A 15,184-nucleotide genomic window follows, 5' to 3' on the forward strand; every position below is an offset into this window, starting at 1 on the left:
CCTTGCAAACCCCCCAACGGGGGCTTGGTTTCCGCCCCCCCCCCCCAACGCCACATTGGGTGCGCTCAACGCACGAACGCCACATTGGGGCGCAACGCCCAGACGTCGAACACCGTCGCCTCAGCCCGAGCGCTTACCGCCGCCGGTTCGGCCCGGCCGCGTGACCTCCGCGAGCGCCTTCGCCAGCACGTCCCGCTGCACCGGCGCCGGGTAGGCCGCCGGGTCGGCCGCGGCCAGGACGTTCAGGCCTTCCACCAGCGCCACCAAGCCCTTCGTCGCCCGCTCGAGCTGTTCGTCCGTCCACTCCGGACGGACCGCCGCGACCAGCCGGCGGATCCGGGCGAGAAACGAGTGGTTCGCCGCGCGGTGGCGGTCGGCCAGGTCCTCGTCGGCCAGGGCCGCGGCGAGGAAACCCACCCACACCCGGGACTCCTCGTGGTGGCCGTGCGGTAGGTCGACCGCCTGGCCGAGCACCGCCGTCAACGCGCCAGTGGCGTCGGCGCTCGCCGCTTCGGCCGCGTCCGCGCGGACGGCCGTGCGTTCGTAGAGCAGGTCACGCGCGTGCAGCAGCAGCGCCTTCTTGGTCGGGAACGTGTGCATGACCAGCCCGGTGGTGCAGCCGGCGCGCTCGGCCACCGCGCGCAGCGTCAACCCCGGCAGGCCGTCTTCGGCGAGCACCTGCCACGTCGCGTTCGACAGCAGTTCCCGTTGCGCCCGCACGTCACGCTGCTTCGGCATCCAGCCTCCTTCCCGGGAAGCGTAACAGGTGCTACGGTAACAACTGTTACGGAACAGGGAGTGCGACCCGATGCTCGAAAGCACATTGACGATCACCCCGGTGACCTGGGGCGATCCTGACGCCGTCCGCCTGCGCGAAGCCCAGCGGACCGAGCTCGACGCCCGCTACGGCACCGACGACCACGAGCCGGGCGCCCTGCCCACCGCCGAGACCGTCGCGGTGTTCCTCGTCGCCCGGGACGCGGCGGGGACCGCCCTCGGCTGCGGCGGGATCCGGCTCCTGGGGCCGGGATCGGGCGAGGTCAAGCGCATGTACGTCGAGCCGGCGGCCCGCGGCACCGGCGTCGCGGCCGCGCTGCTGCGCGCGCTCGAAGACCACGCGCGCGACCTCGGCATCACCCGGCTGCTGCTGGAGACCGGCACCGGACAGCCCGACGCGATCCGCTTCTACCAGCGCGAAGGCTACGAACCGATCGAGGCCTACGGGCCCTACCGCGGAGAACCGCTGTCGCGCTGCTTCGCGCGAGATCTGTGATCGGTTTTCCGATGGCCGCCCCACGGTGACCTATTGGCGGCGGCACGCGCATCGGGCTTACCTTCGGAAGGCACGGCGATCTGGGGTTCTTTTCGCCGTTCCCGTCACGAACCGGAGTTTCCCTTGCGTATCAAGCAGATCGGCGTCGCGCTGGCCGCGGCCGCCGTGTTCGCCCTGCCGGCCGCACCCGCCGGAGCGACGCCGAGGATCGTCCCCCTCGACCTCGCCGCCGGGCAGCAGCCGGAAAACATCGCGCTGCAGCCCGACGGCTCCGCCGACCTCACTTTCGCCTACACCGGCGAAATCGGCCGGGTCACCCCCGATGGACGGGTGAGCGTCCTCGCCCGGATTCCCGTCCCCGCCGACGGCGACGTCCCCGTGGTGCACCGGAAGCTGTTCCTCGGCGGCATCGTCCGGGCTCCCGGCGGCGACCTGTACGTCGCCGTTTCCACCGGCACGGCGGCGACCGGCCTCTACCGCGTCCGGCCCGGAACCGCGCCGGTGCGGGTGGCCGCGCTGCCGCCGTCCGGCTTCCAGAACGGCGTCGCGCTCGATCCCGCCGGCGGCGACCTCTTCGTCGCCGACTCGTTCGGCTCGGTCGTCCGCCGGGTCTCGCCGAGCACCGGGCGGGTCACCGACTGGGCCACCGGCGAACTGCTCGCCCCGGTGAGCGGCTTCGGCGCGAACGGCGTGAAAGTCCACGACGGCGCGGTGTGGGTGTCCAACCTGGACCGCGGCACGCTGGTCCGGTTCCCGCTCACCGGAGCGCCGGGCCGGGTCGTCGTCACCGGGCTCGGGCCGGTCGACGACTTCGCCTTCCACGGCGACACCGTGGTGGTGGCGGTCAACCAGGAGAACCGGGTCGTCACCGTCGACCGCCACGGCACCCGGACCATACTGTCCACTTCGGACGGTCTGGCCAACCCGACGTCGGTCGCCGTCCGCGGTGACACGCTGTACGTCGCCGACAGCGCCTACTTCGGCGGCTCGCCCAACCTCCTGCGCACGTGCCTGCGATGATCGGCACGTGCATCCGCACGCGGATTGTGCACGCGCTTTCCGATGATCTCGGGAAGTGGTTGCTGTGAACCAAATCCACCGGTAAGTTGGCGGACCCCGGTGCCCAGTCATCGGCCACCGGGGTTCGCGCTGCTCGGCGGAGCGGGGAGGCAACCCGAGAGCGCTTTCCGGCGGTAGGGGTCACCGCCGGGGTGCAGGAGGGATGCAGTGCCTTGGTGTTCCGGGGAACGGTCATGGCCGACCACGTGACCGAGCCGTACCTGGTCGGCGTCGAAGCCATCGCGGGCGAGCTGTTGCGCGGCAAGTGGTGCGTCTACCTGCACGAATGGCTCGGCGACGACTACGACCTCGACAGCTGGCGAGAGCTCGTCGCCGCCGAGGCCGAACGGTCCGGCGTCGAGGTGTGCTTCATCCAAATCCCGCGCAAGGACATGACGCTCGTCGCGAACGTCCGCGCGCTGCCCAGCTTCGAGCAGGTCACCGAGTCCGTGGCGGCCTTGGAGCACTACCGGGGCCTGGCCGCGGGACGCGGTTGGCGCGGTGCCGCCACCAGCCGCAGGTCAGCCCGGTAGGCAAGGGCCACTCCTTCCTTCGGACCAAGATGCGGGAAATCGATTACCTCGGCGCTATGGTGGCCCCTGACACACTGTGGGCGACGAGAGCGAACGAGGGCGCGGGTGGCGACGATCTCGGACGTGGCGGCACTGGCCGGAGTCTCGACCGCGACCGTGTCACGGGTACTCAACGGCAAGTCCACAGTGGACCCGGCGCTGGCCGAGCGGGTGGCCGGGGCGGTGGCGGAGCTCGGCTACACGCCGAACGGCCTCGCGCGCAGCCTGCGCCGCCGCGAAACCGCGGTGCTCGCGCTGATCATCTCCGACGTCGAGAACCCGTTCTTCACGGCCATCGCGCGCGGGGTCGAGGACGTGGCGCAGGCCGCGGGTTTCTCGGTGATGCTGTGCAATTCGGACGAAAACACCGCCAAGGAACGCCGGTACGTCGAAGTGGCGGCGCAGGAGCGGCTCGCGGGCGTGATCATGTCGCCGACCACCCGGGACAGCGACGTCGGTCCGCTGGTCGCGCACCGCACGCCGATCGTGACGATCGACCGCCGCCTCGGCTCGGCGGACTGCGACGCGGTGCTCGTGGACTCCCGCACCGCCGCCCGGGAAGCCGTCCGGCACCTGGTTTCCCGGGGCTACCGGCGGATCGGCTGCGTCGCCGGCCCGCCGGGCGTCACCACGGCGGACGAGCGCCTCGACGGTTACCGCGAGGGACTTCGCGAAGCACGCCGGAAATACTCGACGAAACTGGTGCGGCGCTGCGAATTCCGCGAAACCGGCGGCCGGGAAGCCGCCACCGGACTGTTGACCAGACCCGGCCGGCCGGACGCGCTCCTGGTGTCGAGCAGCACGATGGCGGTGGGCGTGCTGCAGGCGATGGCCGAGTTGGACCTGCGTCCGGGCCAGGACGTCGGCATCGTTTCGTTCGACGAAGCACCGTGGGCGACCTTGATTTCCCCGGCGTTGACGGTCCTCGCTCAACCGGCCTACGCGATGGGCCGGCTGGCGGCGCGCCTGCTGCTCGACCGCATCGCCGACGGCGGCGACCGCCCGGCGAGCACGACGACGATGGCGGCCCGGCTCGTCGTCCGGGCCAGTTCGGCCCGCCGATCCGGCCCGAAGGTCCGCCCGAAGTGACGCTTGACACACCCCCGCGCCCGCCCTAGCGTCGAGTAATCGATTACTCCCATCTTCCGCCGACGCGAGGGGTGTCATGGAAGAGCCGGGTACTCCGCTGGTCGCGATGACCGGCGTCAGCAAGGCCTACGGCGGCACGCTCGCGTGCGACCACGTCGGCTTCACCGTGCGCCGCGGTGAGGTGCACGCGCTGCTCGGGGAAAACGGCGCCGGCAAGTCGACGCTGATGCGGATCCTCTCCGGCGACGTCACCGGGTACCGCGGCACCGTCGAAATCGACGGCGAGCCCGTCGTCTTCGGCGGGCCCGCCGACGCGCAACGGCACGGCATCGCCATGATCCCGCAGGAGCTCGACCTCGTGCCCGGGCTTTCGATCGCCGACAACGTCTTCCTCGGCCGCGAGCCGCACACGAAGGCCGGCACGGTCGCGCGGCGGAAGACGCACCGCGAGACGCGGGAACTGCTGGCCCGCACGGGGATCACGCTCGACCCGAAACGCGCCGTCGGCGAGCTGCGCACCGGCGAACAGCAGCTCGTCGCCATCGCCAAGGCACTCGCCCTCGACGCCCGTGTGCTGGTCATGGACGAGCCGACGTCCGCGCTCACCGGCGCCGAGGCCGAGCGGATGTTCGAGGTGATCGGCGAACTGCGCGACGCGGGCGCCGGGATCGTCTACATTTCCCACCGACTGGAGGAAATCGGGCGGATCGCCGACCGGGCCACCGTGCTGCGCAACGGCCGCGTCGCCGGGGAATTCGCCGCGCGCGACCTGACCGTCGAGCAGGTCACCGAAGCGATGCTCGGCCGCCCGGTCGAGGCGCTGTTCCGTGTCAAGCACGGCGAAACGGGCGGTGAACTGCTTCGCCTCGAGGACTTCGCGGTGCGCCCGCGACGGCACCGGCCCGGCCGCCGCGAACCCGGCGGCATCTCGCTCACCGTGCGCGCCGGGGAGATCGTCGGCCTCGGCGGATTGCTGGGCTCGGGCCGCACCGAACTGCTGGAGACGCTGTTCGGTGCGGGCACGCCCGGGCCGTGGCGGGGGCGCGTGTCCCTCCGTGGCCGGGAGATCCGGCCGAGCAGCCCGCGGCACGCCGTCAAGCTCGGGCTCGCGCTGGTGCCCGAGGACCGCCGGATCGCGGGCCTGGCCTTGGACCATTCGGTCCGCGCCAACACCGTACTGTCTGTTGTGGACAGATTGGCGACGGCGGGCCTGCTGACCCGGCGACGCGAGAACGAAGCCGCGGCCGGGGTGCTCGGCGAGCTGAAGGTGAAGGGCGCGCTCGCCGATCCGGCCGGCACGCTCTCGGGCGGCAACCAGCAGAAGGTCGTCCTCGGCCGGGCGCTGCTCACCGAGCCGGCCCTGCTGCTGCTCGACGAGCCCACCCGCGGCGTCGACGTCGGCGCGAAGGCGGAGATCTACCAGCTGCTGGCGGCCGCGGCCGCGCTGGGCATCGGCGTGCTGCTCGCCTCGTCCGAACCCGCCGAGCTGGCCGGGCTGTGCGACCGCGTCGTCGTCCTGCACGAAGGCCGCGGCGGCCAGGAGCTCGACACGCACGACGCCGGAGAGGCCGAGCTGCTCGCCGCGATGAGCGGCCGGGGGAGCCCATGACCACCACCGAGTTCCTGCCCGGCCGCGTCACGAACGCGCTGTTCCGCTTCCAGAGCCTGTTCGGCCTGGTGCTCGTGCTCGCGGCGGCGATCGCGTTCTCGCCGTCCCACGACGGCTTCCCGGACTTCCTCACCAGCGGCAACCTCTTCAACGTCGTCCGCGCGATCTCCGAGATCGGCATCATCGCCGTGGGCATGACGTTCGTGATCCTGATCGGCGGGATCGACCTGTCGGTCGGCGCGGTGCTCGGGCTCGCCGCGGTCGGCTCGGCGGTCCTGCTCGTCGACGACGGCCTCGGCGTGCTCCCGGCGGTGCTCGTCGTGCTCGCCGCGGGCCTGGTCTTCGGCCTGCTGCAGGGAGTCGCGTCGGCGGTGTTCGGCATCCAGGCGTTCATCGTCACGCTGGCCGGGCTGCAGGTCGCCCGCGGGCTCGCCCGGATCTGGTCGGGCGGCCAGGGCGTGCAGATTTCCTACGGCGACGGCCCCGGTGAGGCGCCCGTCGCGTTCTCCCTGCTCGGCGAACGGACGTTCAACGGGCTGGTACCGATCCCGGCGGTGATCTTCGCCGTGGTCGCCGTCGCGGCCATCGTTTTCCTGCGCACCAGCGCGTTCGCCCGGCACGTCTACGCGATCGGCGGCAACGAGAAGGCCGCGCGCCTGTCGGGCGTCGCCGTCACGCGGGTCAAGGTGCTGGTCTACGGGCTGAGCGGGCTGCTGGCCGCGCTCGCCGGGATCGTCCACGCCGGCCAGCTGAACCAGGGCAGCCCGAACGACGGCAGCGGTTACGAGCTCGACGCCATCGCCGCCGTCGTGATCGGCGGCACCGCGCTGTCGGGCGGCCGCGGCTCGGTGTCGGGCACCGTCGCCGGCGCGCTCCTGCTGGGCGTGCTCAACAACATCCTTGCGCTCACCGGCGTCGACCCGAACGTGCAGCTGCTGATCAAGGGCCTGGTGATCGTCGCCGCCGCCGGACTGCAGCGGCTGCGTCCGGTGTCTTGACCGCGAGCCTTGAATGCGAAAAGAGGGGAAGAAGGAAATGTCCGGAAAGCACTGGGCGATAAAGCACTGGGCGATCCTCGTGCTCGTCCTGGCCGCGACCGCCTGCGGCACCACGCACGAGAACTCCGGCCAAGGCGCTTCGACGTCCGCGCGGGCCTGCCGGGGCCAGGACGGCGAGTACACCATCGGGGTCAGCCAGGCCAACCTCGGCGAGCCGTACCGCAAGCAGATGAACGACGACATCGCGCGGGCGGCCAGGCAGTACCCGCAGTTCACCGTCGAGTTCGCCGACGCGCAGCAGGACAACGCCAAGCAGGTCGCCGACGTCGAGAACTTCCTGACCCGGCGGATCGACCTGCTGATCATCAGCCCCAACGAGGCGACCCCGCTGACGGCGGTGGTGAAGAAGGCCTACGACAAGGGCATCCCGGTCCTGGTGCTGGACCGCAAGGTCGACGGCGACGCGTACACGCAGTGGATCGGCGCCGACAACGTCGACATCGGACGGCAGGCCGGGCAGTACCTGGCGGACGAGATCCTGCCGCACGGCGGGAAGATCGCCGAGATCCGTGGGCTCGCCGGGTCCACCCCGGCCAAGGAACGCCAGGACGGCTTCGCGAAGGGCATCGAGGGCCGCGGCATCGACATCGTGACCACTGTGGACGGTGACTGGCTGCGCGAGAAGGCCCAGCAGCAGGCGGACGCGATCTTCAAGGCGCACCCGGAGATCCAGGCCGTCTACGCCCAGAACGACCCGATGGCCGAAGGCGCCTACCTCGCGGCGAAGGCAGCGGGCCTGGTCCCGCGGGTCAAGTTCCTCGGCATCGACGGCCTGCCGATCCCGCCCGGCGGGATCAAGGCGGTCGAAGCCGGCCGCCTCGAGGCGACGTTCGTCTACCCGACGGGCGGCCGCGAAGCGGTGGCGTCCGCGAAGAGCATCCTGCTCGACTGCGCCAAGCCGCCGAAGACGCAGCTGCTGCCGACGCAGCTCGTCACCCGGGCCAACGCCGCCGAGGTGTACGCGAAAGCCAACCGCTGATGGCACGCATCGGCTTGATCAGCCTCTCCGACGGCCGCGACTACGTCCACAGTGGACTTGTGGAGTTCGTCCGCGGCGCCGAGGACAGGCTGGCCGCGGCCCTCGCCGAAGCGGGCCACGAGGTCGTCCGGGCCTCGACGCCGGTGTTCGCCAACACGGTGGCCGGCTCGGTCGCCCGCGAGATCGAGGCGGCCGGGGTGGACCTGACCGTGCTGCACTACTGCGTCTGGGCGTTCCCGCACTTCACGATGCTCGCCGCGGATACGCTCAGCGGGCCGCTGGTCCTGGTGGCGAGCCCGGATCCGGTGCAGCCCGGCATGGTCGGGATGCTCGCCGCGGGCGGCGCGCTGGACCAGATCGGGCGGCGGCACACCCGGCTCCGGGGCGACCCGCCGTCCGTCGCCGCCGCGATCGGGACGCGCGGGAACGCGGCGGCCGCCGTGGCGAGGCTGCGCGGCAGCACGTTCGGCCGGATCGGGGGCCGGCCGATGGGGATGAACACCGCCGTCGCCAACACCGACCAGTGGCAGCGGCAGTTCGGCGTCGACGTCGAGGAGATCGACCAGTGGGAGATCGTCCGGCGCGCCGAAGCGGCCGACCCGGCGGAGAAGCGGCGGGCGCGGGAGTGGCTGGAGCGGCACGCGACCGTGCGCTACGACGGCGTCAAGCTGACTCCCGAGCTGCTGGAGCGGCAGATCGGGGCGTACCTCGCGATGCGGTCGCTCGTCGACGAGTGACACCTGGACTTCACCGGCGTCAAGGGCCAGCCCGAGCTGACGCGGCACTTCGCGACGATGGACGTCGCCGAGGCGTTCCTCAACGACCCGTACGACTGGAACGGGCCGAAGGAGACCCACGTGTGCGCGACCGAGGCGGACATGGACGGCGCGCTGACCATGCAGCTGATGAAGCACCTGTCGGGCACGCCGGTGCTGTTCGCCGACGTCCGCCACCACCACGCGGACCGGGACATCTGGGACCTGTGCAACTCCGGCCAGCACGCGACCTGGTTCGCCGCGCGCAGCGACGACCCGGCGGAGAACCTGGCCCGCGTGACCCTGCACCCGGCGGTGTTCTTCTTCCCGGCCGGCGGCGGGTCGGTGCACCACATCGCCGCACCGGGGCGGATGACACTGGCCCGGCTGACCCGGCTCGACGGCGCCTACCGCATGCAGCTGATGCTGGGCGAGTTCGAGAACTACGACGAGGCCACGACCTCGGCGCTGGAAGCGCGGTCGACGCCGGAGTGGCCCCACGCGTTCGCCCGGCTCGACGTGCCCGCGGAAACGTTCCTCGCCCGCTTCGGCGCCAACCACATCCACGCCGTGCCGGGTGACCGGCGAGCCGAGTTGAGGGAGGTGTGCGACCTGTTGGGGATGACCCTGGACGAGTTCACCCGCGGCTGAGCGAAACTGTCGGTACCCACCGGTAGCGTGGAAAACGGGGGCTGCTCGATTCGGCGGTTGACTTCGACCTTGCTTGAGCTTTTACGGTCGGCGACAATGCCGCGCGCCGGTCCGAAGAGACTGCACCTGGGGGTCAGCCTCATCGGCCGGCGCGCGGTGTCGATCGTCCATTATGGACACTTCAGGGCGGTTCACCTGGGAAGCTGGCGCGAGCGCCGGATCGGTGATTTATTGGAGTGGGTCAGGCACCGTGGGTAAGGGGAGGGGCTGGCGATGGCGGGAGTGGGCAAGCGACTGTTGACGGCCGTGGCGGCGACCGCGGTACTGGGCGGCCTGTTGACGGCGGCACCGGCGGCGGAGGCGGCCGAAGCCGTCGACTGGAAGCCGTGCGCGGACGTGCCGGAGGCCGACTGCGGCACGGTGACCGTGCCGATCGACTGGGCCCACCCCGACCGCGGCACCACGACGATCGCGCTGGCCCGGCGCAAGGCCACCGACCCGCAAGCCAGGATCGGCTCGATCCTGATGAACCCGGGTGGCCCCGGCGGAGAGGGTGCGGACGCGGTCAAGTACGGCTTCGCGCTCTCGCCGGAGATCACCAAGCGGTTCGACACCGTCGGCTTCGACCCGCGCGGCGTCGGTGCCAGCACCCAGATCAAGTGCGGGCTCGACGAGTTGATCGCCGACCACCCGGTGGTGCCGCGCAACCAGGCCGAGTTCGACCAGCTCGCGCAGTACAACCGGAAGCTCGGCGAAAGCTGCGCCCGGCTCACCGGGCCGCTGGCGAAGTTCGGCGACACCGCAAGCGTCGCACGGGACATGGACGCCATCCGCGCCGCGCTCGGCGAGCGCAAGCTGACCTATTACGGCGTCTCCTACGGCACGCTGATGGGCCAGCAGTACGCCGAACTGTTCCCGGACAAGGTCCGCGCGCTCGTGCTGGACAGCAACATGGACCACTCGCAGTTCACCGCATGGGAGTTCCTGAACAGCGAAACGCAGTCGATGCAGGCGGCGTTCGGCGAGTTCGCCGCGTGGTGCGGCCGCACGCCGCGCTGTGCCCTGCACGGACAGGACGTCTCCAAGGTGACGCGCGCACTCCAGGACAAGGCCGCGCGCGGGGAGCTGAAGGACCCGCAGAGCGGTGAGCTGATCACGCCGCTGGATCTCGCGTCGCTCATCCGTGCCCATTTCTACGGCCCGGACTGGGACCTGCTGGCGGAGACGCTCAAGGCGTACGCGGACGGCACCAAGCCGGCCGTGTCGGCGAAGCTGAAGGAAGACATCCCGGTCAACAACGTGTTCCGGAGCGTGTTCTGCGACGACTGGAAGCTGCCGGTCCACAACTTCGCCGAACTCGAGACCTACCGCCGCGCGGCCGCGGCGCTCGCCCCGGACATCAAGGTCAACAACCTGGCCTGGACCTCGATCACCGGCTGCGTCGGCTGGCCGGAGCGGACCGACAACCCGCAGCACCCGCTGTGGCTGCACGGCGCGCCGCCGCTGCTGATGCTGAGCAGCAAGCACGACCCCGCGACCCCGTACGCGTGGTCGCGGACCGCGGCCCGGCAGAGCGGCAGCACGCTGCTCACCTACGACGGCTGGGGCCACGGCGCGTACTTCAAGCACAGCGAGTGCGTGACCAAGGCGACCGACGACTACCTGATCACCGGCAAGCTCCCGGCCAGGGGCACGCACTGCGCCGCGGTCGAGCCGACCCCACCGCAGTCCCGGGTCGCCGGCCCGAAACTGCCGCCGACGACCGGCTTCTGACGCTTCCGTCGCGTGGCACAATCGATTCCGGCCACGCGACGGAGCGGGGAAGGGAGCCGGACATGGGGTTCAGGAGCAGGACTTTCCACCGGATCCTCACCGGAGCGGCGGCCATCCTCGCGCTGGCTACGCTGACGACGGCGCCGGCGGAAGCCAGGCCGGCCCACGGCGGCTACCTCGCCCTCGGCGATTCGGTGGCGTTCGGGTACCGGCCGGGTGCCGTGACACCGCTCCCGGACTACCTGAACCCGGCCAACTTCCGTGGATACGCGGAGAAATACGCGTCCCTGCGCGGGCTTCGGCTGGCGAACGCGTCCTGCCCCGGCGAAACGACGGCGAGCATGCTGACACCGGGCGCGCAGAGCAACGGCTGCGAGAACTCCCTCGGTTCCCCGGCCGGCTACCGGACATCGTTCCCGCTGCACGTCAGCTATCCCGGTACCCAGGTCGAGTACGCGGTGCAGTACCTGCGAACCCACCCGGACACCCGGCTCGTGACGCTGACCATCGGCGCCAACGACATGTTCCTCTGCCAGGACACCACGCCGGACCACTGCACGAGCTCGTTCCCGGCCGCGCTCGACCGGGTGAGCCGCAACCTCTCGGCCATCCTCGCGGCCGTGCGTGCCCACTACCGCGGCGACCTGGCGCTGGTGTCGTACTACTCGCTCGACTACCGCGATCAGGCGCAGGTCACGCAGGTGAAAGCCATCGACGCGGCTTTGACCCAGGTGACCCGTCGTTTCCACGGATTTGTCGCGGACGGCTTCACGGCATTTCGGCTGGCTTCCCTGCGTGCCGGCGGAGATCCGTGCGCGGCCGGATTGCTGATTCCGCTACCGGGCGGGGGTTGCGATGTTCACCCCACGGCCGCCGGGCACCGGGCTTTGGCCACCGCGCTCGCCGTGGCCGTCGCTCTCCATTGATTACCGGCGCGGTTACCGCGGCTTGCGCCGCCACAGGCCGGTGACCACCGCGAGCGCGCGAGCACCCGGGGACGGCACGCTGACCACCGGCTCCGGGCCGATCCTGCGTCGCATCCGGTAGGCGAGTTCCAGCACCTCGAGGTCTTCGGGGCGGCGCCTGCCGTGGACATCCGGCCGGAGCATCAGCTCCCCCACCGTGACGGGCCTGCCACTGGCACGGTGCGCCGTGCGCGCCATCGGGAACCTCCGCTTTGCTTTGCCGACCGGGGCCCCGAGTCTATGAATCTGATTCGGGTTCGTCACCTTACTGGCGAGTTCTGTCCGGTACATTCAGCCTCGCCGCATGATCAGCACTGGGGGCCTGACCGCCGACGACCGCGCGACCTGGGAAAACCTGTTCGCCGGCTACAGCACTTTCTCCGGCAGGACACTCGCGCCGGAGTGGGTGGACAGGGCGTGGCGGGAGTTCGCGCGCGGCGAGCGGATGCACGCACTGGGCGCGCGGCTCGACGGCGAACTCGTCGGCATCGCCCACTTCCTCACCCACGCCGGCACCACGTCGGCCGATGTCTGCTACCTGCAAGACCTCTTCACCGACCCGAAAGCCCGGGGACGCGGGGCCGGCCGGGCCCTCATCGAAGCCGTGGCCGCGTGGGCGACGGCTCATGGTTGCGTCCGGGTCCACTGGCACACGCGGACTTCCAACACCACCGCCCGGCGGCTCTACGACCAGGTCGCGCTCGACAAGGGGTTCATGCAGTACCAGATTCCGCTCGGTCCCTGACGTCAGCGGCGGTGCCGTCCTCCGCCGCCGCACCCGTGGTGCCCGCCGTCGAAGTACCCGCCGGGGCGGCGGCCCGCGAACGCCGCCTGCCAGTCCGGGCCCGCCGGGCGGCCACGCGACCAGAGCGGGACGTCCGGGATCTCGTGCCGCACCGGCATCACCTGCTGCTGGTGCGACTTGGGTTTCGCCAAGCCCGGCACCTTCGTCTTGGAGACGACCTTCACCGCCCGAGCCAGCTTCCCGCGCTGCCCAGCCGGGGTGACGGAATTCGACACCGGATCGACGGTGGCCGGGGAAATTCCCCCCGGCTGCGCGGGTGGTGCCACGGATTCCGGAGCCGGCTTGGCCGGCGGTGCCACGACGTGCGCCGGCAGCGGCAACGGCACCAGCGCGACCGGCGGGGGTTCCAGGCCGACCGGCGGCCAGGTCGCGCCCGCGTTGCGCTCGACCGGCATCGACACCGCCGCGCTGACCCCGCCCGTAAGCGCGAGTGCGCCGGCGACCATGGAGAACACCCGCAGCCGCGTCAGCGAACGCAGTCCCTGCGGTTTCTCCCGGTGGCGCGCCCGCGGAAGCACGAGGGTGTCCTCGTCGCGGTAACGGTCGCGCGCCGCGTCGGACCGGACCAGCAGGTCGGCGACGGTGACCTGCTCTCGGCGCGGAGCCCTGCGTGCCATCAAACCCTCCACCATGGGCCGACCGGACGGCGGCAACGCGTCCGGACGGCCGATCATAGGAATGGTTCGGTGTCCTGTAAAGGCTCGTTCACCCGCGGTTCAAACCGTCCCGGCGCAGGGCGTTCGGCAGTGGGCAGATCGACGGCGGACGCTTCCGCGCGGAACACGCAGGGCAAACCTGCCCCGCACCCCGTCAAATCCTGGTGAATCCGACAGATTTCCTACGAAGGTTTTGTGCCATCCAGACGAACTTCTCCGCGACGGCCGCTTTTCGCTGTTCCATTCGCCAAAGTTCGGTTCCATCGGATAGCTTGCTCCTACCGGTCAGTACCGGTGGGTGAGGCCGATCGGGTGAGGCGATCAGCGACAGATCGAGGGAAGCGGGGACGACCATGCCGAAGCACCGGCCACGTCGCAAGAGCACGCGATCGGCGGTCCGGCGGACCGCGGCCGCGCTCGCGGGTGGGGCGCTCGTCGTGCTGCCCACGTTGACGACCGGCTTGCCGACGCCGGTCGTGGTCGCCGACGCCGGCAACGGCAACTCCCTGCCCGACCGGGCCGCCTCGCCGCTCCAGCAGCCGAACATCGTCATGCCGCCGATCGCCGTCGACGGCAGCCTGCCCCAGCCGCCGCTGCCCGAACCGCTGGTCGTGCCGGGCGGGCGCGCCGGCTCGGCGGGTATCTCCGGGCCGCTCGGCATCCCGGCCAGCATGCTGAAGGCGTACAAGAACGCCGCGGACATCCTCGCCAAGGAACAACCGAACTGCCACCTCGACTGGGCGCTGATCGCCAGCATCGGCCGGATCGAGTCGAACCACGCCCGCGGCGGCTACGTCAACGCGGCGGGCGACACGCTCGAGCCGATCCTCGGCCCGGTGCTCAACGGTGCCGGCGCGTTCGCCGCGATCCGGGACACCGACGGCGGCAAGTACGACGGCGACCCCGTGTGGGACCGCGCGGTCGGCCCGACGCAGTTCATCCCGTCGACGTGGCGCGGCTACGCCTCCGACGGCAACGGCGACGGCGTGTCGAACCCGAACAACATCTACGACGAGGCACTGGCCACCGCGCGCTACCTGTGCTCGGGTGGCCTGGACCTCTCGACGGACGCGGGGCAGCGCATCGCCGTGCGCCGCTACAACAACTCGCAGTCCTATGTGGACACGGTGATGGCGTGGGCCGCGGCCTACCGCGGCGGGGTGGCCCAGCTGCCCGACAGCCAGGTGCCGATCGGCGCGCCCGCCGCCCCGGACGCCGCCGCGGCAGGAAGCCCGGTCGGCGTCCCCGCTCCCCCGGCACCGCCCGTGACTCCGCCGCCGGTGACCGCGCTGCCGCCGGGCTCACTGCCGACCGGCAGCACCCCGCCCGGGACGACGACCCCGCCGTCCACCAAGCCGACCCCGACCCCGGATCCGACCCCGACCCCGGATCCGACGACGCCGACGACGCCGACGACGCCCACCACGCCGCCGGCGACGACGTCGACCACCACCACGCCACCGGCGACGACCGCGGCCAACACCCCGGCCGACTCCGCGGGCACCCCGACCGAAACGACCACCACCAGCCCGGCGGGGTGAGCCCGGTGGAGCCGTTCCTGGTGCACATCCGCTGCGACACCGACGGCTACACCCACGCCGTCACCGAGGAGGAGTTCGCGGCGGGGCGGCACGACGGGCGGTTCCGCGCGGTGTGCGGGCACGTGGTGCTGGCGGCACCGATGATCGAAGCGCCCGGCCGGTTCGACCCGGTGTGCCGCGACATCCTGCGCGGAGACAGCGGCGAACCACCGACGGTCCCCGGGCAGGAGCGGCGGCGGTTGCGCCGGCGCAGCCGCCGCTAGCGCCCGGTTCCGAGGTTCACCGACGGCAGTCCGGCAAGCGCCCCAATGTGGCGTTGGGTGCGTCCAACGCACCCAATGTGGCGTGGGGGGGGGGGGGGGCCCCCCCCCCCCCCCCGGGGCGGGTTGGGCCGCACCC

17 protein-coding genes are annotated in these 15,184 nt (G+C 71.5%); 14 read left to right on the plus strand and 3 right to left on the minus strand.

What is annotated here, in order from left to right; genetic code table 11:
* Positions 1 to 120: 120 nt before the first annotated feature.
* Positions 121 to 738, minus strand: coding sequence for a TetR/AcrR family transcriptional regulator (locus AB0G28_RS47540; protein WP_361105672.1), 618 nt, complete (start codon positions 736 to 738; stop codon positions 121 to 123).
* Positions 739 to 808: 70 nt separating this feature from the next.
* On the opposite strand from AB0G28_RS47540, the gene AB0G28_RS47545 reads away from it, so the two are divergent.
* From AB0G28_RS47545 to AB0G28_RS47595, 11 genes are all read left to right on the plus strand, one after another.
* On the plus strand, positions 809 to 1,273 hold the full coding sequence (locus tag AB0G28_RS47545) for a GNAT family N-acetyltransferase (protein ID WP_361105675.1): 465 nt from the start codon (positions 809 to 811) through the stop codon (positions 1,271 to 1,273).
* Between the two features lie 123 nt (positions 1,274 to 1,396).
* Complete coding sequence (locus AB0G28_RS47550) at positions 1,397 to 2,293, plus strand: hypothetical protein (RefSeq protein WP_361105678.1); 897 nt, start codon at positions 1,397 to 1,399, stop codon at positions 2,291 to 2,293.
* A 233-nt stretch (positions 2,294 to 2,526) separates the two neighbouring features.
* Positions 2,527 to 2,865 (plus strand): hypothetical protein, encoded by a 339-nt coding sequence (locus AB0G28_RS47555; RefSeq protein ID WP_361105681.1) that lies wholly within the window; start codon positions 2,527 to 2,529, stop codon positions 2,863 to 2,865.
* A gap of 105 nt (positions 2,866 to 2,970) precedes the next feature.
* A complete protein-coding gene (locus tag AB0G28_RS47560) occupies positions 2,971 to 3,993 on the plus strand; it encodes a LacI family DNA-binding transcriptional regulator (RefSeq protein ID WP_361105684.1) in 1,023 nt (340 codons plus the stop codon).
* A gap of 76 nt (positions 3,994 to 4,069) precedes the next feature.
* Complete coding sequence (locus tag AB0G28_RS47565; RefSeq protein ID WP_361105687.1) at positions 4,070 to 5,602, plus strand: sugar ABC transporter ATP-binding protein; 1,533 nt, start codon at positions 4,070 to 4,072, stop codon at positions 5,600 to 5,602.
* Positions 5,599 to 6,600, plus strand: coding sequence for an ABC transporter permease (locus tag AB0G28_RS47570; RefSeq protein ID WP_361105690.1), 1,002 nt, complete (start codon positions 5,599 to 5,601; stop codon positions 6,598 to 6,600). Before AB0G28_RS47565 ends, AB0G28_RS47570 begins: the two co-directional genes overlap by 4 nt.
* 37 nt (positions 6,601 to 6,637) lie before the next feature.
* Entirely contained in the window at positions 6,638 to 7,639 is a 1,002-nt protein-coding gene (locus AB0G28_RS47575; RefSeq protein ID WP_361105693.1) for a substrate-binding domain-containing protein, read from the plus strand.
* Positions 7,639 to 8,376 carry a hypothetical protein gene (locus tag AB0G28_RS47580; RefSeq protein ID WP_361105696.1) on the plus strand — a complete coding sequence of 246 codons (738 nt, stop codon included), beginning with the start codon at positions 7,639 to 7,641 and terminating at the stop codon, positions 8,374 to 8,376. The genes AB0G28_RS47575 and AB0G28_RS47580 overlap by 1 nt, the downstream gene beginning before the upstream one ends.
* 3 nt (positions 8,377 to 8,379) lie before the next feature.
* Positions 8,380 to 9,045 carry a hypothetical protein gene (locus tag AB0G28_RS47585; protein ID WP_361105720.1) on the plus strand — a complete coding sequence of 222 codons (666 nt, stop codon included), beginning with the start codon at positions 8,380 to 8,382 and terminating at the stop codon, positions 9,043 to 9,045.
* A gap of 273 nt (positions 9,046 to 9,318) precedes the next feature.
* The gene (locus tag AB0G28_RS47590; RefSeq protein WP_361105699.1) at positions 9,319 to 10,818 is read left to right on the plus strand and encodes an alpha/beta hydrolase; all 1,500 of its coding nucleotides are present in this window, start codon (positions 9,319 to 9,321) and stop codon (positions 10,816 to 10,818) included.
* A gap of 62 nt (positions 10,819 to 10,880) precedes the next feature.
* The gene (locus AB0G28_RS47595; RefSeq protein ID WP_361105702.1) at positions 10,881 to 11,744 is read left to right on the plus strand and encodes a GDSL-type esterase/lipase family protein; all 864 of its coding nucleotides are present in this window, start codon (positions 10,881 to 10,883) and stop codon (positions 11,742 to 11,744) included.
* A gap of 12 nt (positions 11,745 to 11,756) precedes the next feature.
* On the opposite strand, the gene AB0G28_RS47600 is transcribed toward AB0G28_RS47595, so the two are convergent.
* Complete coding sequence (locus AB0G28_RS47600; protein ID WP_361105705.1) at positions 11,757 to 11,981, minus strand: hypothetical protein; 225 nt, start codon at positions 11,979 to 11,981, stop codon at positions 11,757 to 11,759.
* 106 nt (positions 11,982 to 12,087) lie between these two features.
* On the opposite strand from AB0G28_RS47600, the gene AB0G28_RS47605 reads away from it, so the two are divergent.
* On the plus strand, positions 12,088 to 12,528 hold the full coding sequence (locus AB0G28_RS47605; RefSeq protein WP_361105708.1) for a GNAT family N-acetyltransferase: 441 nt from the start codon (positions 12,088 to 12,090) through the stop codon (positions 12,526 to 12,528).
* A gap of 2 nt (positions 12,529 to 12,530) precedes the next feature.
* On the opposite strand, the gene AB0G28_RS47610 is transcribed toward AB0G28_RS47605, so the two are convergent.
* Entirely contained in the window at positions 12,531 to 13,205 is a 675-nt protein-coding gene (locus AB0G28_RS47610; RefSeq protein WP_361105711.1) for a hypothetical protein, read from the minus strand.
* 392 nt (positions 13,206 to 13,597) lie between these two features.
* Between AB0G28_RS47610 and AB0G28_RS47615 the strand changes: the two genes are divergently transcribed.
* Together AB0G28_RS47615 and AB0G28_RS47620 are read left to right on the plus strand one after the other, a co-directional pair.
* Positions 13,598 to 14,785 (plus strand): lytic murein transglycosylase, encoded by a 1,188-nt coding sequence (locus AB0G28_RS47615; protein ID WP_361105714.1) that lies wholly within the window; start codon positions 13,598 to 13,600, stop codon positions 14,783 to 14,785.
* Positions 14,786 to 14,790: 5 nt separating this feature from the next.
* Positions 14,791 to 15,048 (plus strand): hypothetical protein, encoded by a 258-nt coding sequence (locus AB0G28_RS47620; RefSeq protein ID WP_361105717.1) that lies wholly within the window; start codon positions 14,791 to 14,793, stop codon positions 15,046 to 15,048.
* Positions 15,049 to 15,184 lie beyond the last annotated feature (136 nt).

The organism is Amycolatopsis sp. NPDC021455 (genome assembly GCF_040640995.1).
Taxonomy (GTDB): domain Bacteria; phylum Actinomycetota; class Actinomycetes; order Mycobacteriales; family Pseudonocardiaceae; genus Amycolatopsis.